Genomic DNA, 22,981 nt, shown 5'->3' on the forward strand with positions numbered 1-22,981 from the left:
AAGGAGTAGACATGCGTGCGCGTCAATTGGGCATTACCCTCGGCCACGGCACCCCGGGCCCATTCAATGCCATTACCGATGTGCCGGGCGTGCGGGTTGGCCACAGCACCCTGCTCGATGAACAACGCCCGGCGCCGATCCGCACCGGGGTGACCGTGATCGAGCCGCGCCCCGGTGCCGCGCGCCTGGCGCCCTGTTTCGCCGGCTGCCATGTGCTCAACGGCAATGGCGATGCCACCGGCCTTGAGTGGATTCGCGAGGCAGGCCTGTTGACCACGCCGATCGCCATCACCAACACCCACAGCGTCGGCGTGGTGCGCGATGCGCTTATCGCTGCCGAGCGCGAACGCCTGGCGGATGACGCCGTGTACTGGTGCATGCCGGTGGTGATGGAAACCTACGACGGGCTGCTCAACGATATCTGGGGCCAGCACGTGACCCCCTTGCAGGTGCGTCAGGCGCTGGACAATGCCGCACCCGGCGCGGTAACCGAAGGCCCCGTGGGCGGCGGCACCGGGATGATCTGCCACGAGTTCAAGGGCGGTATCGGCACCGCTTCGCGGCAGTTGCCGGCACAGCAGGGCGGCTGGACGGTCGGGGCGCTGGTGCAGGCCAACCACGGCCAGCGTCAGGAGCTGCGCATCGATGGCTACCCGGTGGGGCGCCAGCTCGGGCACCTGCCGTCGCCTTTCGCCGAACGTGAGCAGGGTACGCCGGGCATGGGCTCGATCGTCGTGGTGATCGCCACCGATGCGCCGCTGTTGCCGCACCAGTGCCAGCGCCTGGCGCAACGGGCGTCCATCGGGATTGCCCGCACCGGTGGCGGTACCGAGGACTCCAGCGGTGATATCTTCCTGGCGTTCTCCACCGGTAATCAGGGCCTGCCGCCGGCCGACTACGGGCGCAAGGACCTGGCCCAGTGCACAGACGTGCGCATGCTCAACAACGACCATATCTCGGCGTTGTTCATGGCGGCGGCGGAGGCGGTGGAGGAGGCGATTGTCAATGCGCTGCTGGCAGGAAGGGCGATGGTCGGCAAGGGCGGGGCGGTGGTGCCGGGGCTCGATGGCGACACACTGCTGACTGCCTTGCATGAAGCAGGGTGGAAGGCGCAGGCCCGGCATTGAAAGCATCGCGGGGCAAGCCCGCTCCCACGCTGGATTCCTGGATTCCTGGATTCCTGGATTCCAGGAAACTTAGAGCCCTGGAGCGTGGGAGCGGGCTTGCCCCGCGATCGGTTTTGCTAGCGCGCGCGGGCGAACGCGGGATTGCCCGAACGCGACACCCGCAGTGCCACCACGCTACCCAGTACGATCAACCCTGCCAGCGCATACAGCGCCGCATCGGTCGAGCCGGTCTGGTCCTTGATGAACCCGACCAGGTATGGGCTGAGGAAGCCCGCCATCTGCCCGACCGAGTTGATCACCGCCAACCCCGCCACGGCGGTACCGGCACTGAGCAGTGCGGTCGGCATCGGCCAGAACATCGGCAGGCCGGTGAGCGCACCCATGGTGGCGATCGACAGGCCGAGGATGGCAATGGTCGGCTGGCCGGCGAAGTTGACCGCAATCAGCAAGCCCAGGGCGCCCATCAGCATCGGCACGACCAAATGCCAGCGCCGCTCGTTGCGCAGGTCCGCCGAGCGGCCCACCAGAATCATGAACACCCCGGCCAGTAGGTACGGAATGGCGCTCAGCCAGCCGATCAGCAGCGGGTTGTCGAAGCCCATGTTCTTGATGATCGACGGCAGCCAGAAGTTGATGGCATACACGCCGCTCTGGATGCAGAAGTAGACGAAGCCGAAGATCCAGATCAACGGGTTGGTCAGCACGGCGAGCACGCCGTCACCGGTGGTGGCCGGCTTGTTCGCAGCATCGGCCGCCAGGTCTGCCGCGATCAGTTGGCGTTCCGTCGGGCTCAGCCAAGGGGCTTTCTGGTAGCCGTCGCTAAGCAGCACGATGGCCAGCGCACCCAGTGCGACGGTCGGCAGGCCCTGGATCAGGAACATCCACTGCCAACCGGCCAGGCCACCCTGGCCCGCCGCGAAGTGCTGCAGGATCCAGCCGGAGAACGGCCCGCCCAGCAGGCCGGACACCGGGATCGCCGACATGAACAGGGCCATGATCCGGCCCCGGCGCGCTGCCGGGAACCAGCGCGAAAGGTACAGCACCACGCCGGGGAAGAAGCCCGCCTCGGCGGCGCCGGTGAGCAGGCGCAAGGCATAGAACTCGGTGGGGGTGGTGACGAACAGCAGGCAGGTACTCAGGCTGCCCCAGGCGATCATCATCAGCGCGATCCAGCGCCGCGGGCCGAAGCGGTTGAGCGCCAGGTTGCTGGGCAGGCCGCACAGCACGTAGCCGATGAAGAAGATACCGGCGCCAAGGCCGTACACGGTTTCGCTGAATTTGAGCGCGTCGAGCATCTGCAGCTTGGCGAAGCCGACGTTGACGCGGTCCAGGTAGTTGAACAGGTAGCAGATGAAAATGAACGGAATCAGCCGCAGGGTGATGCGCCGGTACAGCGCGTTGCGGGTGACGTCGTTGCCTTGGTCAGAGGCGGGGCTGTGTGCCATGATCGGGTTCTCTTTTGTTATGGTTGTCACCGCGTCGCCTGTTTCGGCGCTCGCCCTGACGAGTCTCGGGGAGTGTAGCGCCACTGTCTTTGTGCTTTTGCACAGCCCCAGCCACAGCCTGCTGTGCCGCCGACCAACCCTAAGGACCTGCTCATGTTCGAACTGGACCACGACCTGGCCCAGGACATCGTCGACCGGGCGATGGCCATCCTGCCGTGCAACGTCAACGTGATGGACAGCCAGGGGCTGATCCTCGGCAGCGGCGAGCCGGAGCGCATCAACACTCGCCACGAAGGTGCCCAGCTGGTGCTGGCCAACGGGCGGATCGTCGAGCTCGACGTGGACGCCGCGAAGTGCCTGAAGGGTGTGCAGCCCGGGGTCAACCTGCCGCTGATGCTCGATGACCGGCTGATCGGCGTGCTCGGCCTGACCGGCGATCCGCAGCAACTGCGCACCTACGGCGAGCTGGTGCGCATGACCGCCGAAATGCTCCTGGCCCAGCGTCATTTGCAGGTGGAGCAGCAATGGCGCCGCCAGCGTTGCGACGACCTGCTGGCCCTGCTGCTCGGCGGCAGCGGCGAATCACCCCGGCTGGTCGATGAGGCCCAGCAGCTCGGGCTCAAACCCAATCTGCCACGCACTCCCTGCCTGTTCGAACTGCAGGCAGGGCCGCCGGCCGAAGCCTTGTCGGCCTGGCTGATGAGCCGCTACCCCGACAGCTGGTGCGTCAGCCCCGCCCGCCAATCGCTGCTGTGGTGCCGCCCGGCCAACGTGGCGTTGGACGAGCCGCGCATGCTGGAGCGCCTGCAACGCCATGGCTGGGTGGTCGAACGCCTGGCCCTGGGCAGCCCGGCGCAAAGCCTGGAGCAGCTGCGCCGCGGCTACCGGCGGGTGCGCGACCTGCTGGCCTACGGGCGCGAAGTGCTGCCAGCCGAGCGCCTGCTGTCGCTGGCCCGCTACCGCCTGCCGGCGCTGCTCTGGCGCCACCGCAACGACGATGCCCTGGACGAGCTGCTCGAACCCTTGCTGCGCGTGCGCGCCAAGGATGCCAGCGGCCAGCTGCTGGTCACGCTGCGCGCCTGGTGCGCCCATGACGGGCAGAGTCAGGCCTGCGCCGATGCCTTGGGGATTCACCGCAACAGCCTGCGCTACCGGCTTGAACGCATCGCCGAACTGGGCGAAGTCGATCCACTGCGCCTGGAAGGGATGCTCAGCCTGTATCTGGGCTTGCAACTGTTACCCGCAGACTGAGTGCTGCGCCGCGTTTTCATGGAGATGTGCATTGGATTCACTGACGCAAGCCGTACTCGGCGCCGCCCTGCAAGGCGCTGTGCTGGGCCGTATTCAAGGTCGCCGTTCACTGTTTTACGGCGCCGCCCTGGCCACCTTGCCGGACCTCGACGTGCTGATCCGCTATGCCGACCCGGTGTCGCAGATGACCTTCCACCGAGGCTTTTCCCATTCGTTGTTCGTCCTTACCGGGCTTGCGCTGTTGATGGCCTGGACGCTCGCCTGGCTGGGTCAGCGCTACTGGCCGCACAAGGGCTACCGCTGGCCGCGGTTGTTCCTGGCGTTCTGGCTGGTGCTGGTCACCCACCCGATCCTCGATGCGTTCACGGTGTATGGCACCCAGTTGCTCTGGCCCTTGCAGCCGACGCCGCAAAGCTGGGCTGCGGTGTTCATCATCGACCCGGTGTACACCGTGCCGTTGCTGCTGGGGGTGCTGTACGCAGCGTTCAAGGGCCTGCAGGGCAGGGCGGTCGGCGTGCTGTGCCTGGCGCTGGCGTTCAGCACGGTTTACCTGGGTTTTGGCCTGGCCGGGCGCATGGCCGCCGAGCAGCGTTTCAGCCAGGCGCTGGCGCAGCAGGGTATCGTCGCAAGCGAGGTGCGCGCGGTGCCAATGGCTTTCAACAGCCTGGTCTGGCGGATGCTGGCGAAAACCCCGGATGGCGATTACTACGAGGGCGTCAGCAGCCTGTTCGACCGCGAGCCGCCCGAGATGCTGCGCCAATCACTGAACCTTGAGGCCGGCAAGGTGCTGGCCGGGGTGGCGCTGCACGAGCGCCTGCGCTGGTTCACCGGCGACTGGCTGCGTTACGACGTGGTCGGCGATGCGCTGGTGGTCACCGACCTGCGCATGGGCGTGCCGGGCAACTACAGTTTCCGCTTCCAGATGGCCCAGCGTGACGCTGCCGGCCAATGGCAGGTGATTCAGCCCAGGGGCTGGATCGGTGGCGGTGCGGCTTCGCTGTTCGATGGCGCCAGGCTGAGCCTGATCTGGCGGCGTATCCTCGACCAGCAGCCACCCTTGCCGCTGGCAGCCTGGGCCAGCCAGTCCGTGGGGCATGCCGCCGAGGCCGGGCGCTGACGGCGGCGGCCTTGCAATCTGCGGTTGCGCACCCATCTAGCTGGCTTGTCTTGTTCGGGAATACAGCATGGAACCCAACCGCTTCGGCGATATCGCCGCCTTCGTCAGCGCCGTGAAGGCCGGCAGTTTCACCGCTGCCGCCGCCGGCCTGGGCCTGACCCGCTCGGCGGTGGGCAAGAGCATCGCCCGGCTGGAAGCACGCATGGCGGTGAGGTTGCTCAACCGCACCACGCGCAAGCTGAGCCTGACCGACGAGGGGCTGGTGGCGTTCGAGCGCTGGCGGCAGATCCTCGACGACCTCGATGAAGTCGAGTCGACCATGGCCCAGCGCCGGGGCCAGCCCACCGGCACCTTGCGCCTCACTGCGCCGTTGTCGTTCGGCCAGCGCCATGTACTGCCGATCCTCGACCGCTACCTCAAGCTGTGGCCCGAGCTGCGCGCCGATATCCGCTTCACCGACCGCTTCGTCGACCTGGTCGAGGAGGGTGTCGACGTGGCGGTGCGCATCGGCGCGCCGAAAGAGGATTCGCAACTGCTGACCCGTACCGTGGCCTGGCAGCAGTTCGTCACCTGTGCCGCGCCCGACTACCTGCAGCGCCACGGCACGCCACAGGTGCCGGCCGATTTGTACGGGCATGACAAGATCGCCTTCCTGGCCGGTGAAAAGTCCAGCCCGTGGCGTTTTCGTACCGATGCCGGGCTGCACCTGTGCGAGGAACCGGGGCGGCTGAACATCGACAGCTCCGAGGCGATGCTCGATGGCGCGCGAGCAGGGTTCGGGCTGATTCACCTGCCGACCTACATCACCGGCGATGACCTGCGTGCCGGGACGCTGGTCGAAGTGCTGCACGACTATCGCCCGCCGGCCGACCCGATCCGCATCGTCTACCCCAGCAAGCGGCACCTGTCGCCAAGGGTGCGCGGGTTCATCGATCTGCTGGTCGAAAGCTGGCAGGCCGGCGTGCCCTGGGAAGCCCTGTAGGAGCGGCCTTGTGTCGCGAAAGGGGTGCGAAGCGCCCCCAGGATCGTAGATTCACCTCAATATTGTCGGGGCTGCTGCGCAGCCCTTTCGCGGCACGAGGCCGCTCCTACACGGCAACCGCGTAGTCTTTTGGGGAATTCAAGGCCCCAGTCCCGCGCCGACACTCAGGTTTATCTCCCCGCACCCACCCCGGACACTCTGCTGTCACGCAAACTACCTCAGGAGCCCCCATGACAGCCCTGTCCGTACTGGACCTGGTCATGATCGGCGAAGGCAAGACCTACGCCGACGCGATCGAAGAAACCCGCCAGCTTGCCCGCCACGTCGAACAGCACGGCTACCGCCGCTACTGGATCGCCGAACACCACGACATGCCCGGCATCGGTTCTGCCGCCACTTCGCTGGTGATCAACGAAGTCGCCAACGCCACCCGGCAGATCCGCGTCGGCGCCGGCGGCATCATGCTGCCCAACCACGCACCGCTGGTGGTGGCCGAGCAGTTCGGCACCCTCGATACCCTGCACCCCGGGCGCATCGACCTGGGCCTGGGCCGCGCCCCCGGTACCTCCGGCCCGACCGTACGCGCCTTGCGCGGCGCGGCACCCGAACGTGACTTTGAAAACGATATCGGCGAGCTGCGCGACTACCTCGCCGACAACTGCCAGCGCCCGGTGCGCGGCGTGCCCGGGCAGCATGACGTGCCGATCTGGATCCTCGGCTCCAGCCTGTTCGGCGCCGACCTTGCCGCCAGGCTCGGCTTGCCCTATGCCTTCGCCTCGCACTTCGCGCCGCGCTACCTGCTGCAGGCCGTCGCCCATTACCGCGCCCACTTCAAACCCTCGGCGCAGCTGGCCAGGCCCTATGTGATGGTGGGGGTGAACATCTTCGCCGCCGGCAGCGATGCCGAAGCCGACTACCTGGCCAGCTCGCACCGCCAGTGGATGCTCGACCTGCATGTGGGCCGTTACGGGCTATTGCCCAAACCTCAGGAAGGGTATGTCGAAAGCCTGCCTGGCCATGAGCGGGCCGTGCTGGAGCAGGTGATGGCCTGCACCATCGCCGGTGGGCTGCAGCGGGTGAGGGAAGGGTTGCGCTCGCTGATCGAGCAGACCGGGGCGGATGAACTGATGATCGATTGCCGTATGCATGATCCGCTGGCGCGGCAGCGCTCGCATGCCCTGGCGGCCAGCGCGCTGGCATCTTTGGCCTGAGGCTGAGGCCGGCGATCCAGCCGGAAATCTGGTTGGCCGCATCGCGGGGCAAGCCCGCTCCCACAATGTTTGGATTGCCCCGAACTTCGTGGGAGCGGGCTTGCCCCGCGATAGGGCCCGAACAGGCTATGCCTGGCGCAGGAACGGGTAATCCGTATACCCCTCAGCCCCGTTGGCATAGTCGAACTGCGCCCGATGTTCGTTCAGCGGCGCCTGCTGCTGCAGCCGTTCGACCAAATCCGGGTTGGCAATGAACGCCCGGCCAAAGGCCACCGCATCGATCAAGCCATGCGCCAGCAGGTCTTCGGCCTTATCGGCGGTGTAGGCGCCTGCGGCGACGATCACCCCAGGATACGCAGCGCGGATCGCCTCGCGGAACGCGTCACGCAGCGGCTTGCCGCCGGCCCAGTCCGGTTCGGACAGGTGCAGGTAGGCCAGGTTGCGCTTGGCCAGTTCGCCGATCAGGTACAGGCCGGCGGCCTCCTGGTCTTCACCGTTGTCGATGCCATTGAAACCGCCCAGCGGGAAGATGCGGACACCCACGCGCTCGGCGCTCCACTGGGCAATCGCGGCATCGACCGCTTCGAGCACGATACGCGCACGGTTTTCAACGCTACCGCCGTAACGGTCGTCGCGGGTGTTGGCGCTGGGGGTCAGGAATTGGTGCAGCAGGTAGCCGTGAGCCGCATGCAGCTCGATGAAATCGAAGCCGGCTTCGCGGGCGTTGGCCGCCGCCTGGCCGAAGTCGGCGACGATGCCGGCGATCTCGGCTTCGCTCAAGGCGCGTGGGGTCGAGGTGTCGACACGGGTGAGCTGGCCGTTCTCGTCGCGCAGCGTGGTGCGCGCATTGGCCGGCAAGGCAGAAGGCGCCACCGGCGCTTCGCCACCCGGTTGCAACGAGGTGTGCGACACGCGCCCGGTGTGCCACACCTGCACCGCGCTGTGCCCGCCGCGTTGGTGGATGGCGTCGTTGACCTGGCGCCAGCCGGCGATCTGTTCGGCGGTGTGGATGCCGGGCGAGCCGGAATAGCCCTTGGCCTGGAACGAGATCTGCGTGGCTTCGCTGATGATCAGCCCGGCGCTGGCCCGCTGGCCGTAGTACTCGGCCATCATTGCGGTCGGCACGTCGCCCGGCTCCAGGCTGCGCAGGCGGGTGAGGGGGGCCATGAAGACCCGGTTGGGCAGGGTCAGAGGGCCGAGTTTGAGAGGTTCGAAGAGTTTCATTGGGGATGCCATCGTAAGGTGTTTTCGATGGCGCGCACGATACCGAGATGATTGGGGAAAGGGGCTCCCGATACCCCGGCGTAGCACTCCCCAATGCTTGGCAAAGGCTTAAGGATGCAGTGTCGGCGCCATCATTCGCTCAAGCCCCGCGTAATCCTTGTGCCCCACCGGCACCAGCCCGGTGGCGTCCTGGGACGCCACGAACCCGGCCAGTGCCTTGGGGTCATCGAGCATCGCCTGGCGCAAGCGCTGCTTCAGCGCCGGGCACAGGCTGGCACTGAACACGTAGGGGTCGTAGCGGATTGGCGCCGAGCGCCACAGCACGCGCAGCTTTGCCGGGTCGAGGGCGTGGCTGGCCAGGTAGGCGTCGGCCCGCTCGCTGGCGACAAAGGCGGCATCGACCCGCCCTTCGAGCAGCGCATCGAGCGCCTTGTCATGGTTGCCGGCGTACACCAGCGCGGCGAAGTAACGCGGCAGTGGGGTGCTGACCAGAGCGGCGAACTCGACGCTGGGCACCAGGCTGCCCGACGTGCTGGCCGGGTCACTCAGCGCAACCCGCGTGCCGCGCACGGCGTTGAGGCTGGTCGGGCCGTCGGCGCGGGTCAGCAGCAGGGCCTGGTAATGGTTGCCTGCCGGGGTGTAGGTGCCAGCGGCGAGGGTGTAGGTGGCGAACGGCTCGATGCGCCGGTCACGCTGGCGGGCGAGGATGTAGGAGGCCGGGCCCAGCCGGGCGATGTCGGCGCCGCCGGAGACGATGGCATCCACCACGCTTTCGTAGGAGGCACTGATCACCAGCTCCACCGGCACGCCGGCGGCCTTGCTCAAGCGCTCGACCAGGGGCTGGTGCTCGCGGGTCATGGCTTCGACGTCCTTGATTGGGATCACCGCCAGGCGCAGGCCGTGGGGTGTGCAGTTGGCCAGCGCGGGCCCCGCCAGCAACTGCGCCAGCGCCAGGGCGCCGAGGGGTTTCAGTACACGCATGCCTTGTCCTCGTTGCCGATGAAGGGGGGGTATTCGTGCAACTGGGCCGGCGACAGCGGCCGGCTGAAATGGTAGCCCTGGGCGATGTCGCAGCCGGCGAGCTTCAGGCACACCAGCTGTTCGCGGGTCTCGACGCCTTCGGCCACCACCTCCAGGCCCAGGCGTTTGGCCAGGATGATGGTCGAAGACACGATCGGGCTGTCGTCGTAGCTGTTGCACAGCGGCGCGATCAGCGAGCGGTCGATCTTCAGCCTGGACAGCGGCAGCGCCTGCAGATGGGCAAACCCTGCATAGCCGCGGCCGAAATCGTCCAGGCTGATGCCGATGCCGGCGGCGCGCAGGCGGTGCAGGTGCTCCACCGCGGTGCCCTGGGGCTCGAGCACGGTGGTTTCGGTGATCTCCAGCTCCAGGCGCTGGGGGGCGATGCCGTAGTAATCGAGTTCGGCCAACAGCCGGGCGCTGAAATCGCCCTGGCGCAGTTGCAGCGCCGACACATTGACCGCCAGGTGCGCGGTCTGATCGCGCACAGCCCAGCGTGCCAGCTCCTCGCAGGCCAGGCGCAGGACCTCCCAGCCCAGTTCGACGATGAACCCGCTGCGCTCGGCCAGGCCGATGAAACGGTCGGGGTAGAGCAGGCCGAACTGCGGGTGGTCCCAGCGCACCAGCGCTTCGTAGCCCAGTACCTGCAAGGTGTCGAGGCGGATCTGCGGCTGAAAGTGAAGGACGAACTGACGCTCGCAGAGGGCGCTGCCAAAGGCCTGTTCGAGGTTGAACGCCTGGATGTCGGAGAGGTTCAGCGACGGGTCGAAGAAGCGGTACTGGGCACGCCCGGCCTGCTTGGCCGAGTACATGGCGGCGTCGGCGCAGCGGATCAGCGCGTCGATGTCCTGGCCGTCGCGGGGGCAGATGCTCACGCCCACGCTGGGGCTGGTGTTGACTTCCTGGCCGTCGAGGGCGTAGGTGGCCGAGAGTTTCTCCACCAGGGCGCGCACCCAGCCGTCGATCTGCTCCTCGCTGCGCTCGCCGGCCAGCAGCACCACGAACTCGTCACCGCCAAAGCGCGAGGCCTCGTCGCCCGGCTCCAGCAGGCGCTGGATACGCCCGGCCACGGCCTGCAGCAGCAGGTCGCCGATCTTGTGCCCGAGGGAGTCGTTGATCGACTTGAAGCGGTCCATGTCGATGAACAGGATGGCCAGCAAGCGGCGTTTGCCGCGCTGGCGGGTGAGCGCCTGGGCGGCCACCTCGACGAACTGGCGGCGATTGTGCAGGCCGCTCAAGTGGTCGGTGGCGGCGGCATGGCTGCTGCGCCGGTGCTCGTCTTCGAGGCGGCCGATCAGTTGCTGGTTGACCTGCTGCGCGTACTCGAGCTCGGCGAAGGCCTCCTGGCGCTTGTGCAGCAGGCGCAGGCCCCAGGCCAGGCTGGTGAGGATCAGCAGGGTCATGCTCAGGTTCAGCCAGAACTGGCGATTGGTGGTGCGGCTGGCGGGGGCGAGGATTTCGTCCTGGCGCTGGCTGACCATCACGCTGAAACCGCGCTCGGGCATGCGCCGGTACAGGCTCTGGAAGGCGCCGTCGAGGCTGTACTGGGTGAGCTGGCCGGCGTCTTCGCCGCTGCCCGGCAGCCCGGGTACCAGGGTCTGGCCGGCGACCACCACGCCACTGCTGTCGATGCGTAGGCGCTCCTGGCCGTCGTCCTGCAGCAGGCGCACCAGGCCGCTGCGGCCCAGGTCGATGTGCTGGAACAGCACCGCCAGGTAGCCGATGTCCAGTTGCACCACGAGGATGTTGTCGATCTCGCGGCCCGGGAGGTCGGTCAGCGGCAGCAGGAACGGCAGGCGCCAGTTGGGCAGGGTACTGTTGCCCGCCGGCAGGGCGCGGGGCAGGAAGGCCTTGAAGCCGTACTGCCCGACATGGCGCTTGAGCTGATCGAGCCAGGCGTCGGGCAGTTGCTCGGGCTCGTCGGCATGGCTGGAGGAGAGCAGCCGGCCATGGCGGTCGTACAGGCTCATGCGCTTGAACACCGGGTCTTCGGCCAGCAGCCGGGCCAGGCTCAGGTTGCCCTGGCGCAGGCGCTTCATGTCGTCCTGGGTGACGCGGCCCACGGCCTGGGCGCGGTCCACCAGCTGGCGCAGGTTTTCGCCGACGATGCTTGCCAGATTAAGGTGTTCGGCAGCTTTTGCCGACAGCGCATCCTGGCGCGTGGCGGCCTTCTGGTTGATGTGCAGCCCCCATAGGAAGGTCAGGGTGACGGCGCACAGCATCAACAGCAGCAGCGGCAACAGCCCTGCGGATGAGAGAGAACGGCGGATCACTGCTGGTTTTCCCCTGCCCTGGGTGAGCGCTGAAAAATACGACAGAAAGATGACAGGGTAATGACTGGTGGCACATTGCCTTATGGCAACCACGGGGCCGCTCCTACACACACAAACCGCGGACCCTGGGCGTGCCGCGACAAGTTGTCTGCTTGACTTCAATCGATGTAACAAGAGTTGTATCTTGACTTGATAGTCAATTTTTGTGATCGTGCGCGCCCTTCGCGCTTCACAAGCACCAGAACAAAGCATGGGCAGCGCCTGACTGCCCAGAGGATCAACCATGTCCAACCGTGAAATTTCCCGGCGTTCGTTCCTGCAAGGCGGGCTGATCGCCGGTGTCGGCGTGACCATGGCGCCGCTTGGCAGCCAGGCCTTCGCCGCCCTGATGGAAGACCGCGTCACCACCTCGCCGCAAAAGTGGATGAACCACGACGGCAAGGCGCGCTTCCGCAACGACGCGCTATCCAAGGTGTGCGGCAACAAGGTGTTCGCCCGTGACATCCGCGCCAAGGACATGCCTGGTTGGCCGCAGCAGCAGGGCCATGCCATGCTGCTCAAGGCCACCAAGGCCGACCGCATCTACGCAGGCTACGACCTGTCGCTGCTGGGCGCCGAGCTGCAGCCGGACCGCATCGTCACCGCCGACGACCTGAAAAAGGACGGTATCGCCTGGCCCGAAGCCCACTCGCCGGACCCGCTGCTGCCGCCCGGCCAGGTGCCGATGTTCATCGGCCACCCGGTGGCGATCCTGATCTGGAACGACTTCGAACGCTTCCGCAAAGCCAAGCTCAAGCTGCAGTTCAACGACCAGGCCATCCGCTACGGCGCCCAGGCCCCGCTGTACCAGCGCGACCCCTACGGCAGCTTCCGCTTCGTGCGCGTGGGCGGCAACACGCCGTTCGACGAGGACGAATACTCGAGCCTGAAGAACACCATGCTGTTCCCCAGCATCCTCGCCCGCAAACCGGTGTGGACCGCCGAGCCCAAGCAGCACGGCAACCTCACCGAGCAGGGAATGTTCTACGCCCAGCGTATCGATGAGCAGCTCAAGCAGCCGCCGGAAAACTGGCTGCTGTTCGACGAGCGCTACAAGACCCCGTCGATCGAGCCGGCGGCGCTGGAGCCGGACAACGGCAACGGCTGGTATGACCCGGCCACCGGCACCCTGCATTTCGTCGTGGCCACCCAGTGCCCGTTCGAAGTGGCGCAGGAATGCGTGCACATGATCAAGCCGTCGCGCTTCGGCCTGAAGAACCTGAACATGCACCCCGGCTACACCGTGGGCTACGGCTCCAAGGACAACAACATCTTCGTGTTCTACGCCGCCGTCGCTGCCTTGTACGGCGCGGGCGTGCCGATCCGCCTGGCCAACGACCGCTACGAGCAGTTCCAGAGCGGCATCAAGCGCCACCCGTTCGATATCCGCTACCAACTGGCGGTGGACAAGAACGACCTGAGCTTCAAGATCTTCCGCGCCGACATGAGTGTCGACGGCGGCGGGCGCATCAACTACAGCCCGTCGGTGGCGGCAGTGGGTGCCACCGCGGCGCAGTCTATCTACTACATGCCGCAGAACGACCTGTCCGTCACCGCCTACCACTCCCGTGGCGTGGAGGCCGGCTCCATGCGCGGCTACGGCACCCTGCAGAGCATGGCCGCTACCGAGATGATGGTCGATGAGATTGCCGACCGCCTGGGTGTCGATGCCATCGAACTGCGGCGCAAGAACGCGCTCAAGTCGGGCATGAAGAACACCCAGGGTGCGGTCCCGGCCGGCGCCCTGCGCCTGCATGAGATCCTCGACAAGGCCAGCGCCCATGAATGGTGGAAAAACCGCCATGAGCGCAAGCGAGTCATGGACGCCAAGGACCATGACAACTGGTATGGCGTGGGCTTTGCCATCACCCAGAAAGACTTTGGCACTGGCTCCGAAGCGCCGATGGCGGCGGTGGAGTTCACGGCCGACGGCCAGATCACCCTGCGCCATATCGGTACCGAGCTGGGCACCGGCATGTCGACCTCGCAGGCCCTGGTGGTCAGTGACTTCCTCGGCCGCGTTGCCGACCAGGTGCAGACCGCCCAGACCGAATGGCCAGAGCTGCAACTGAGCACCAGCGGCAACCCCTACCTGATCAACCAGGCCGAGCAGGACACTGCGCTGCGCAACCCGCGTTGGGTCGGCAAGCTGGCTTCGCCGTCGTCGGCGACCAACTCGGCGTTCTACTTCAGCCACGCCACCCGCGAAGCGGCCCGCGTGCTGTTCAACCACGGCCTGTGGCCGGCGGCCATGGCCCTGTGGCGCCAGGGCCCTTATGGCGGCCAGGCCAACCCGCTGGTGGTGCGCCGCGAGAACGCGGTGTGGGTCAACGGTGAGCTGACCGGCAACGGCCTGGCACCGATTCCGTTCGCCACGCTGGCCAAGAAGGCCCATGAAATGGGCCTGGTCACCGGCGTCAGCGTGCACGGCTTCAACCGTTGGAGCTGGGCCGAGGCCGACTTCGTCATCGACGGCGTGCGCGAGCGCCTGCCGCTCGATGCCCTGGCGGTCAAGTACGGCGACGGCGCGGTGAACGCCAAGAAGGCGCAGATGAACAGCGCCGGCTTCCACCTGCTCGACCGGCAGAACGCCGCGTACCCGGCCACCCAACTGAACAACGCCATGGTCACCTACTACAGCCCGGTGGCGACCATCGTCGAAGTGAAGGTCAACAAGGGCAGTGGCGAGGTGAGCGTGCTCAACCACCACAGCTGGGTCGAGTGCGGCCGGGTGCTGGTGCCCGAGTTGGTCAAGGGCCAGCTCGAAGGCGGCATTGCCATGGGCATCGGCCACGCCTTGCTGGAAGAAATGCCGTTGTACGAGGGTGGCCCGGGTGAGGGCGACTGGAACTTCAACCGCTACCGCCTGCCGATGGCCAAGCATGTGGCGGTCTGGAAGCAGACCTCGGAGATCCTGCCGCCGTTGTCGCCCACCGACCCGTCCAAGGGCATCGCCGAAGTGGTGATGATCCCGGTGGTCGGCGCCATCGGCAACGCCGTGGCCCATGCCATCGGCAAGCGTGTCCGCGACCTGCCCATCACTCCCGCCCGCGTCAAGGAGGCCCTCAATGGCTGACCGCAAGCTGCAACTGACCCTCAACGGTCAACCTGTCGTCACCGAAGTGGTCCCCGATGACCTGGCGATGCTCGACTACCTGCACGAATACCAGAACCTCACAGGCTCGCGCCTGGGCTGCGGTCAGGGCATCTGCCATGCCTGCGTGGTGATCGTCGACAACCCCGACGGCACCAGCGAGGAAGTGCGCACCTGCATCACCGGCGCGCATTACTTCGAGGGCAAGAAGGTGCGCACCATCGAAGGCCACGCCAAGCGCGACGAGGCCGGCAACCTCACCGAGCTGAACCCGATCCAGCAGAAGTTCGTCGACCGCTTCGCCTTCCAGTGCAGCTATTGCGCCCCGGGCTTCGTCAACGCCGCCACCGTGCTGGTGGAGAAGGCCCAGCGCAAGCCGCTGAAAAAGAGCGAGCTGGAAGACGCCATCGAAGCCAGCCTCGGCCACCATGTGTGCCGCTGCACCGGCTACGTGCGCTACTACGAGGCGACCCGCGATGTGCTGGGCGACCTCGGCCTGGTCAAGGAGGGCTGAGCATGACCCGTGTTTTCAATGGCCTGGCCCTGGCTGTCGGCCTGGTGCTGGCGTGCGGCGCGCAGGCGGCGGACGAGCAACTGGTCAAGCGCGGCGAATACCTCGCCCGCGCGGCCGACTGCATGGCCTGCCACACGGCCGAAGGCGGCGCGCCCTATGCCGGCGGCCTGCCGATCCATTCGCCGTTCGGTACCATCTACGGCACCAACATCACCCCGGACAAGCAGTACGGCATCGGCAACTACAGCACCGACGAATTCTTCGCCGCGCTGACCGAGGGCAAGCGCAAGGATGGCGCCAACTTGTACCCGGCCATGCCCTACACCTCGTACCACCTGGTCAAGCGTGAGGACTCGGACGCCATCCACGCTTACCTGATGACCGTGGCACCGATCAATCGCCCGGCGCCGGAAACCAGCCTGAGCTTCCCGTTCAACGTGCGCACCGGCCTGATGGGCTGGAACATGCTCTATGGCAAAAGCGTGCAGCTGGAAGAGGGCAAGGGCAACAGCGAAGCCTGGAAACGCGGCCAGTACATGGTCGAGGTGCTCGGCCACTGCGGCGAATGCCATACCCCGCGCAACCCGATCGGCGCGCTGCAGCAGGACAAGCGCCTGACCGGCGGCCTGCTGCTGGGCTACCTGGCGCCGAGCCTGCTGGCCAAGGACCTGGCCGAGCGCGGCTGGAACCAGGCTGACCTCGCCACCTTCCTCAAGCACGGCATGAGCGCCCAGGGCAGCATGTTCAACGAGATGTACCCGGTGGTGCACCACAGCACCCAGCACCTGGAAGACAGCGACCTGTCGGCCATGGCCACCTACCTGCTGGGCGACCAGCCGCCAGCGGCCAAAGTGGTGCAGGCGGTGGCCCATGAAACCCTGGGCGAAAGCGCCAAGCGCGGGCGCCAGCAGTACCTCAACGTCTGCGCCGGCTGTCACGGCGTCGATGGCGAGGGCAAGCCGCACATCGCCGTGGCCATGCAGGGCAACACCGTGTTGCGCCAGGCCGACTCGCGCAACCTGGTCAAGGCCATCGTCGACGGTATCCGCGAACAGCAGTTCACCGGCTTCGAGCGCATGCAGCCGATGCCGGGCTTCGCCGACAAGCTCGACGACCAGCAGCTGACCGACATGGTCAACTACCTGCGTGAAGCCTGGGGCGGTTTGCCGGGCGACCTGACCACCCAACAGCTGGCCCAGCTGAAGGCGGACTGACGTGCAGCATCTCGACCTGCAGGTGGTGCAACAGGCGGCGCAGTGGTCGCGTGACGGCTTGCGCGTATGGCTGTGCACCGTGCTCTGCACCTATGGCTCGGCGCCTCGTGCGCCGGGCTCGCTGCTGGCCGTGAGCGAGGGCGGGCACTGGGTGGGGTCGCTGTCCGGCGGTTGCGTCGAGGAGGACTTCCTCGAGCGCGTCGCCGCCGGTGAATTCGTCGATGCCGTTGCCGTTGTGCGCTATGGCGACGGCAGCGACACGCGGTCGAACATCCGCCTGCCCTGTGGCGGCATCCTCGATGTGCTGGTCGAGCACCTGCCGGGGGATTGCGACACCCAGGCTCACCTGGCGCAACTGGAGTCGGCGCTGCTGGGTCGGCGCCGGTTGTTGCGCGAGGTGAACCTGCGCACCGGTACGCGCCAACTGCACGACGATCAAAGCCAAGGGCCGCGGGTGGAACAGAGCGAAGCCAGCGTGCGCCTTCGCGTTGGCGCCGCCCAGCGCCTGCTGCTGGCGGGGTACTCGAGCGTCGCGCACTTCTGCGCCGAGTTCGGCAAGGGCCTGGGCTTTGAAGTGGTGCTGTGTGATCCGCGTGACGAGGTGATGGACAACGTGGTGCTCGACGGGATAGAAATCCGCCGGGAACTGCCTTCGCTGTTCATCGCCAACGGTGGCTGCCACCGTGACACGGCGGTGGTGGCGCTCACCCACGACCCGAAGATCGACGACCTGGCCATGCTCGAAGCCGTACAGACCGAAGCTTTCTATATAGGCGTGATGGGTTCACGCGCCACCTCGGAAAAACGCCGTGAACGCCTGCGCCGCATCGGCGGGCTCGGCGATGCCGAGATGGCCCGCATCCACGCGCCCATCGGCCTCAACCTGGGCAGCAAGACCCCGGCGGAAATCGCCCTGGCGGTGCTCGCCGATATCCTGCGTACCCGCAGCGGCATTGGCCGCGAGGCACTGTGACGGTCGTCGCGCTGGTACTGGCGGCGGGGCAGGGCTCGCGCTTCGGCGCAGACAAACGCCGCGCCGTGCTCGGTGATGGCCGCAGCTTGTTGCAGCACAGCGTCGAGCGGGCCCTGGCGGTGTTCGACGAGGTTCGGGTGGTGCTGCGCGACGGTGAGAGTGCCGACCTGCTGGGGTTGCCTGACGCTTGTTGCATCGTCCCTAGCCCCGATGCGGGGTTGGGCATGGGGCACAGCCTGGCGGCCGGTGCTGCCTCGTTGAGTGACTGCGATGCCCAGGCGGTGGCCATCGTGCTGGGGGACATGCCCTGGATCTTGCCGCAAACCTACTGTCGCCTGGTCGAGGCGGCGGATCCGGCAGCTATCGTGGTGCCGCGCTACCAGGGCCAGAACGGCCATCCGGTGCTGTTCGGCCGCGATTATTGGCATGAGCTGGCCGAGTTGTGCGGTGATGAAGGGGCGCGCTCGGTGCTGCAACGGCACCGTGATCGCGTGAGGGTGTTGGGCGTGGACGACAGTGGGGTGTTGCGCGACGTCGATACACCTGCCGCGCTCGACTAGACTGCTTCGGGTCGTTCAAGACCCATCGCGGGGCAAGCCCGCTCCCACGGTGCGTGGCGTGGGAGCGGGCTTGTCCCGCGATGGCTGTTAAGCAGCATCGTTCACCGACGCCACCTTTGCGGTGGCCTCCTAGCAGGGATCCAGTAACCCACCCCAGGCACAGGAGCACAGCAATGACTACCTCACCTGACGACAAACGCCCACAACCAGACCCGGCCGAAGACAACGCCTTCTTCCCCTCGCCGTATTCCCTCAGCCAGTTCACCTCGAGCAAGTCCGACCTCAGCGGCGCCGACTACCCGGCCCCCTATAAAGGCGGGCGCTGGAAAATCCTGCTGATCGGCGCCGATGAGCGCTACCTGCTCACCGACAACGGCACGCTGTTCTCCACCGGCAACCACCCGGTGGAAACCCTGCTGCCCATGTACCACCTGGACAAGGCCGGCTTCGCCTTCGACGTGGCGACCCTGTCGGGCAACCCGGTCAAGTTCGAATACTGGGCCATGCCCGGTGAAGACCAAGAGGTGCTGGGCCTGTTCGAGCGCTACCGCAAGGCGTTCAAGCAGCCACGCAAGCTGGCCGAGGTGCTCGAAGGCTCGCTGGCCGACTACATCGGTGTCTTCATCCCCGGTGGCCATGGCGCGCTGATCGGCCTGCCGCACAGCAAGGAAGTCGGGCAGGTGCTGCAATGGGCCGCCGATAACGACAAGTTCGTCATCAGCCTGTGCCACGGCCCGGCCGCGTTGCTGGCCGCCGGGCACCTCTACAAGGGCTACAAGATGTGCGCCTTCCCCGATGACCTGGATGCCAAGACCCCGGACATCGGCTACATGCCTGGCCACCTGACCTGGAAGTTCGGCGAACGGCTCAAGGCCTGTGGCGTCGAAATCATCAACGACGGCATTTCCGGCGCCGTTCACCAGGACCGCAAGCTGCTCACCGGCGACAGCCCACTGGCGGGCAATGCGCTGGGCAAGCTGGCCGCCGCGGCGCTGCTCAAGGCCGCCAACGGCGGGTGATCGGCACGCGTGCCAATACAGTGGCGCCCTGGGCGGCTCAGCCCTCGTGCGCCACGCTCAACACCACCTTGCCGATATGCCGGCCCGACTCCATCAATGCGTGGGCCTGGCTGGCCGCCGCCAGCGGCAGGGTGGCATGGATCAGCGGCTTGACCGCGCCACTGTGCACGTGGTGCCAGACCTGCGCCTGCAGCTCGGCGAGGATCGCCGCCTTGTCGTCGGCACTGCGCGCGCGCAGGGTCGAGCCGATATGGGTCAGGCGCTTGGTCAGCATGGGGAACAGGTTCACCTCGCTGGCCGGCCCCTTGATCACGCCGATCTGCACGATGCGCCCGTCCATGGCGGCGGCCTGAAAGTTGCGCGCCACGTAGTCGCCGGCAATGATATCGACGATCACATCCACGCCCTTGCCCTCGGTGTGCAGCATCACCTGCTCGACGAAGTCTTCACGGGTGTAGTCGATGGCCACGTCGGCGCCCAGTTCAAGGCTGGCGGCCTGCTGCGCGGCATCCTTGACCGTGGTGAAGATCTGCGTTGCGCCAAAGGCCCTGGCCAGTTGTGTGGCGGTGGTGCCGATGCCCGAGGCGCCGCCGTGGATCAGGATGCTGTCGCCGGCCTTGAAACCGCCGCGCTGGAACAGGTTGACCCACACGGTCATGAAGGTTTCCGGCAGCGCCGCCGCTTCGATCATGCTCAACCCCTGGGGCAGGTGCGCGGTGGTGCGCTCATCGGCCACTGCGTACTCGGCATAGCCGCCACCGGTTACCAGGGCGAGCACGGCATCGCCAAGGGCGAAGTGACTGACTTGTTCGCCCAGTGCCACCACCTTGCCTGCGATTTCCAGGCCGGGGATGTCCGAGGCACCGGCGGGCGGGTCGTACAGGCCCTTGCGTTGCAGCAGGTCAGGGCCGTTGACGCCGGCGGCGTGGACCTCGATCAGCACTTCGCGGGGGCCGGGCCGGGGCGTGTCGCGGGTGGTCGGCTGCAGGACCTGCGGGCCGCCGGGCTGGGTGATCTCGATGGCAGTCATGTGGCGGGGAAGGATGTGACGCATGGTGACCTCTGTCATTCTGAACAACGTGCCGCACAGGGTAGGTAACAACCACCCGGCGGTCGCGCGGCGTTTTTGCGGCGCACCGTTGCAGATTTTCTTCGAGGAACGCGCTGATGAATTGGGATGACGCACGCATGCTGCTGGCACTGAGCCGCGAACGCACCTTGCGCCGGGCGGCGCGGGTGCTGCGGGTCGATCAGGCCACGGTGGGGCGGCGGGTGGCGGCGCTGGAGGCCGACCTGGGCTCGACCTTGTTCCTGCGTACGCCCGCGGGTTACCAGTTGACCGCCAGCGGCGAGCTGGCGGCGGAACTGGCGCAGCAGATGGAGCGCGCGGCGCTGGAATTGGCCGCACGGCTGCAGGGCACCGACAACGAGTTGGCCGGGGAGGTACGGATATCGACCACCGATTCGCTGGCCTGCGACTTTGTCTTGCCGGCACTGGCGCAATTGCAGCAGAGCCATCCGCAGATCCGGGTGATCCTTGCCAGCGGCTCGGCGCTGGTCAACCTGTCCCAGCGCGAGACCGATATCGCCATCCGCAACCTGCGCCCCGACAACCCGGACCTGGTCCTGCGCAAACTGGCCAGCTGGTCGCTGGGCCTGTTCGCCAGCGACAGCTATGTGCAGCGCCGTGGCGAGCCGCGCGAGGGCGAGGGTTTCACCGGGCATGAACTGGTGGTCTACGAGCCGTATTGGCGCGGCAACCCGTCACCGACCTTGGTGGATGAGCCGATAGGTGAGGCGAGGGTGGCGTTGGCGGTCGGCTCGAACCTGATGTTGCGCCGGGCAATCGCCAGCGGCCTGGGCATCGGTGAAATCCCCATCGAGCTCGGCGAGCGCGACGGCCTGCGCCGGCTGTGGCCGGCCCGTGCGCGACGCAAGCCCTATGAGGTGTGGTTGGTCACCCATCAGGACTTGCGCCATACCGCGCGGGTGCGGGTGGTGATCGAGGCGCTGGTGCGTGCCTTCGCCATGCCATCGGCTGGTTGACGAAGGCACCTGTTCAGCTGCGCACGAACGCCAGCAGATCGGCGTTGATGGTCTCGGCATGAGTGGTCGGCATGCCGTGGGGGTAGCCCTTGTAGAGCTTGAGCGTGCCGTTGCGCAGCAACTCGGCCGAGCGCACTCCGGCATTTTCGTAAGGCACGATCTGGTCGTCATCGCCGTGCATCACCAGGACCGGGATGTCGATGCGCTTGAGGTCTTCGCTGAAGTCGGTCTGGGAGAAGGCGACGATGCCATCGTGGTGCGCCTTGGCGCTGCCCATCATGCCCTGGCGCCACCAGTTCAGGACCACCCCTTCGTCCGCTTTCGCCCCGGGCCGGTTGTAGCCGTAGAACGGCCCGGCGGGCACGTCGTGGAAGAACTGCGCGCGATTGGCCGCGACCTGGGCCTGGAAACCATCGAACACCGATTTCGGCAGGCCACCGGGGTTGCTCTCGGTCTGCACCATCAGCGGTGGCACGGCGCTGATCAGCACGGCCTTGGGCACCTTGTCCTGCGGATGGCGGGTGAGGTAGCGGACCACTTCGCCACCGCCGGTGGAATGCCCGACATGCACGGCGCCCTGGCTGCCCAGGTGGTTGACCACGGCGGCCACGTCGTCGGCGTAGTGATCCATGTCGTGGCCATCCCACACCTGGCTCGAGCGGCCGTGGCCTCGGCGGTCATGGGCAATCACCCGGTAGCCGCGTGCCAGGAAATAGAGCAGCTGGGCATCCCAGTCGTCGGCGCTGAGCGGCCAGCCGTGGTGGAAGTGAATGGCCTTGGCGTCCCGTGGCCCCCAGTCTTTGTAGAAGATTTCCACGCCATCTTTCGTCGTGACGAAGCCCATGATCGCTTCTCCTCTGTGATGAGCCTGCGCAGGCAGCCTGAGTTGTCAGGCCGTCGAACAACTGTAGGAGCAATCGGCGTTTGCCCATGACCTTCCGTCTTGTAATGAACCCTGCGCGGGTGCAGAATTCACGCCAATTACGTAATACGTACCACGCTACGAAACATCGGAGGCAGCATGGCCCGGGCCGGCATCAGCGCAGCGCAAGTTCAGCAGGCTCAGCAATCGCTGATCGCCAGGGGCGAACATCCCACCATCGACGCAATACGTATCGAACTCGGCAATACCGGCTCTAAAACCACCATTCACCGGCACCTCAAGTCCCTTGAGCAGCAGCACGCCGGGCTGGCTGACAGCACTGGCTTGAGCGAGCCGCTGAAGCGGCTGGTCACGCAACTGACGGCGCAACTGCAAAAAGAAGGGCAGGCGCGCATTGACGCGGCCGAGGCGCAGCACAACGAACAGTGCGCACAGTTACAGCTGCAACTGCAACTGAGCCAGCGCGCATTGGCCGCTGCCCATCAGCAGCACCAGGTTCAGGCCAGCGCGTTGCAGGCTGCGTCGGAAAAACTGGCCGCCACCCAGGCCAGCCTGCAGGCGGAACTGTTGCGCAGCGCCAGCCTTGATCAAGCACACGGTGAGCTGCAGTTGCGCCTGGCCGACAAGGACGCGCAAATCCGCTCGCTTGAAGACCAGCAGCGGCGAGTCGACACCCAGGTGCGGCAGCTGCAGGGCCAGTTGCAGACCCTGCAGCAAGGTGGCATCGCCCGTCAGGAAGAGCTGACCCGCCTGCACCGCGACAACGAACGCCTGCTTGCCGAGCAGCGCCAGGCGGTTGCGCAATGCACACTGCTCGACGGCCAGCTGGAGCAACGCGATGCCCAGGTGCAGGGCTTGCGCGCGATCCTCGCCCAGGCCCAGGGTGCCAGTGAAGAGCTGCGCCGCCAATGCAACGAGCGCGACCAGCAACTGGCCCAGCTGCGCGCCGAACTGGCACGCCCGGGGACCTGAACCGGCCCAGCCTGTCA

Annotated in this window: 20 protein-coding genes; 14 read left to right on the forward strand and 6 right to left on the reverse strand. The window is 66.7% G+C overall.

Features of this window, described 5'->3' with window-relative positions:
- The first annotated feature begins 11 nt into the window (after positions 1-11).
- On the forward strand, positions 12-1,127 hold the full coding sequence (locus tag DM373_RS05780; RefSeq protein WP_110992672.1) for a DmpA family aminopeptidase: 1,116 nt from the start codon (positions 12-14) through the stop codon (positions 1,125-1,127).
- A 116-nt stretch (positions 1,128-1,243) separates the two neighbouring features.
- On the opposite strand, the gene DM373_RS05785 is transcribed toward DM373_RS05780, so the two are convergent.
- The gene (locus tag DM373_RS05785) at positions 1,244-2,572 is read right to left on the reverse strand and encodes an MFS transporter (RefSeq protein ID WP_110992673.1); all 1,329 of its coding nucleotides are present in this window, start codon (positions 2,570-2,572) and stop codon (positions 1,244-1,246) included.
- Positions 2,573-2,725: 153 nt separating this feature from the next.
- Between DM373_RS05785 and DM373_RS05790 the strand changes: the two genes are divergently transcribed.
- From DM373_RS05790 to DM373_RS05805, 4 genes are all read left to right on the forward strand, one after another.
- The gene (locus tag DM373_RS05790; protein WP_110992674.1) at positions 2,726-3,823 is read left to right on the forward strand and encodes a sugar diacid recognition domain-containing protein; all 1,098 of its coding nucleotides are present in this window, start codon (positions 2,726-2,728) and stop codon (positions 3,821-3,823) included.
- A 31-nt stretch (positions 3,824-3,854) separates the two neighbouring features.
- Entirely contained in the window at positions 3,855-4,940 is a 1,086-nt protein-coding gene (locus DM373_RS05795; protein WP_110992675.1) for a metal-dependent hydrolase, read from the forward strand.
- A gap of 67 nt (positions 4,941-5,007) precedes the next feature.
- Complete coding sequence (locus DM373_RS05800) at positions 5,008-5,922, forward strand: LysR family transcriptional regulator (RefSeq protein ID WP_110992676.1); 915 nt, start codon at positions 5,008-5,010, stop codon at positions 5,920-5,922.
- Between the two features lie 230 nt (positions 5,923-6,152).
- The gene (locus DM373_RS05805) at positions 6,153-7,133 is read left to right on the forward strand and encodes an LLM class flavin-dependent oxidoreductase (RefSeq protein WP_110992677.1); all 981 of its coding nucleotides are present in this window, start codon (positions 6,153-6,155) and stop codon (positions 7,131-7,133) included.
- Between the two features lie 126 nt (positions 7,134-7,259).
- Here DM373_RS05805 and nemA read toward each other — a convergent pair whose 3' ends face one another.
- The 3 genes from nemA to DM373_RS05820 all read right to left on the reverse strand — a co-directional run bounded on the left by nemA (position 7,260) and on the right by DM373_RS05820 (position 11,650).
- Positions 7,260-8,357, reverse strand: coding sequence for an alkene reductase (nemA, locus tag DM373_RS05810; RefSeq protein WP_110992678.1), 1,098 nt, complete (start codon positions 8,355-8,357; stop codon positions 7,260-7,262).
- Positions 8,358-8,465: 108 nt separating this feature from the next.
- Positions 8,466-9,338 (reverse strand): phosphate/phosphite/phosphonate ABC transporter substrate-binding protein, encoded by an 873-nt coding sequence (locus DM373_RS05815; protein ID WP_110992679.1) that lies wholly within the window; start codon positions 9,336-9,338, stop codon positions 8,466-8,468.
- Complete coding sequence (locus DM373_RS05820) at positions 9,326-11,650, reverse strand: putative bifunctional diguanylate cyclase/phosphodiesterase (RefSeq protein ID WP_110992680.1); 2,325 nt, start codon at positions 11,648-11,650, stop codon at positions 9,326-9,328. Before DM373_RS05820 ends, DM373_RS05815 begins: the two co-directional genes overlap by 13 nt.
- Before the next feature lie 283 nt (positions 11,651-11,933).
- On the opposite strand from DM373_RS05820, the gene DM373_RS05825 reads away from it, so the two are divergent.
- The 6 genes from DM373_RS05825 (at position 11,934) to hchA (ending at position 19,063) form a co-directional block, all read left to right on the forward strand.
- Positions 11,934-14,765, forward strand: a complete 2,832-nt coding sequence (locus DM373_RS05825; RefSeq protein ID WP_110992681.1) for a xanthine dehydrogenase family protein molybdopterin-binding subunit — start codon at positions 11,934-11,936, stop codon at positions 14,763-14,765.
- Complete coding sequence (locus DM373_RS05830) at positions 14,758-15,297, forward strand: (2Fe-2S)-binding protein (RefSeq protein WP_110992682.1); 540 nt, start codon at positions 14,758-14,760, stop codon at positions 15,295-15,297. Before DM373_RS05825 ends, DM373_RS05830 begins: the two co-directional genes overlap by 8 nt.
- Before the next feature lie 2 nt (positions 15,298-15,299).
- On the forward strand, positions 15,300-16,511 hold the full coding sequence (locus tag DM373_RS05835) for a cytochrome c (protein WP_110992683.1): 1,212 nt from the start codon (positions 15,300-15,302) through the stop codon (positions 16,509-16,511).
- A 1-nt stretch (position 16,512) separates the two neighbouring features.
- Entirely contained in the window at positions 16,513-17,484 is a 972-nt protein-coding gene (locus DM373_RS05840) for an XdhC family protein (RefSeq protein ID WP_110992684.1), read from the forward strand.
- Positions 17,481-18,044, forward strand: a complete 564-nt coding sequence (locus DM373_RS05845; protein ID WP_110992685.1) for a nucleotidyltransferase family protein — start codon at positions 17,481-17,483, stop codon at positions 18,042-18,044. Before DM373_RS05840 ends, DM373_RS05845 begins: the two co-directional genes overlap by 4 nt.
- 173 nt (positions 18,045-18,217) lie before the next feature.
- Positions 18,218-19,063 (forward strand): glyoxalase III HchA, encoded by an 846-nt coding sequence (gene hchA, locus DM373_RS05850; protein WP_110992686.1) that lies wholly within the window; start codon positions 18,218-18,220, stop codon positions 19,061-19,063.
- A gap of 37 nt (positions 19,064-19,100) precedes the next feature.
- On the opposite strand, the gene DM373_RS05855 is transcribed toward hchA, so the two are convergent.
- Positions 19,101-20,093, reverse strand: coding sequence for an NAD(P)H-quinone oxidoreductase (locus DM373_RS05855; protein ID WP_110992687.1), 993 nt, complete (start codon positions 20,091-20,093; stop codon positions 19,101-19,103).
- Positions 20,094-20,115: 22 nt separating this feature from the next.
- On the opposite strand from DM373_RS05855, the gene DM373_RS29420 reads away from it, so the two are divergent.
- The gene (locus DM373_RS29420) at positions 20,116-20,244 is read left to right on the forward strand and encodes a hypothetical protein (RefSeq protein WP_262987479.1); all 129 of its coding nucleotides are present in this window, start codon (positions 20,116-20,118) and stop codon (positions 20,242-20,244) included.
- On the forward strand, positions 20,231-21,109 hold the full coding sequence (locus tag DM373_RS05860; protein WP_110992688.1) for a LysR family transcriptional regulator: 879 nt from the start codon (positions 20,231-20,233) through the stop codon (positions 21,107-21,109). Before DM373_RS29420 ends, DM373_RS05860 begins: the two co-directional genes overlap by 14 nt.
- 13 nt (positions 21,110-21,122) lie before the next feature.
- Here DM373_RS05860 and DM373_RS05865 read toward each other — a convergent pair whose 3' ends face one another.
- On the reverse strand, positions 21,123-21,953 hold the full coding sequence (locus DM373_RS05865) for an alpha/beta fold hydrolase (RefSeq protein WP_110992689.1): 831 nt from the start codon (positions 21,951-21,953) through the stop codon (positions 21,123-21,125).
- Between the two features lie 177 nt (positions 21,954-22,130).
- Between DM373_RS05865 and DM373_RS05870 the strand changes: the two genes are divergently transcribed.
- Positions 22,131-22,964: a DNA-binding protein gene (locus DM373_RS05870; protein ID WP_110992690.1), complete on the forward strand. Its 834-nt coding sequence runs from the start codon at positions 22,131-22,133 to the stop codon at positions 22,962-22,964.
- Positions 22,965-22,981: the final 17 nt, after the last annotated feature.

The sequence above is a fragment of the Pseudomonas sichuanensis genome (genome assembly GCF_003231305.1).
Lineage (GTDB): Bacteria > Pseudomonadota > Gammaproteobacteria > Pseudomonadales > Pseudomonadaceae > Aquipseudomonas > Aquipseudomonas sichuanensis.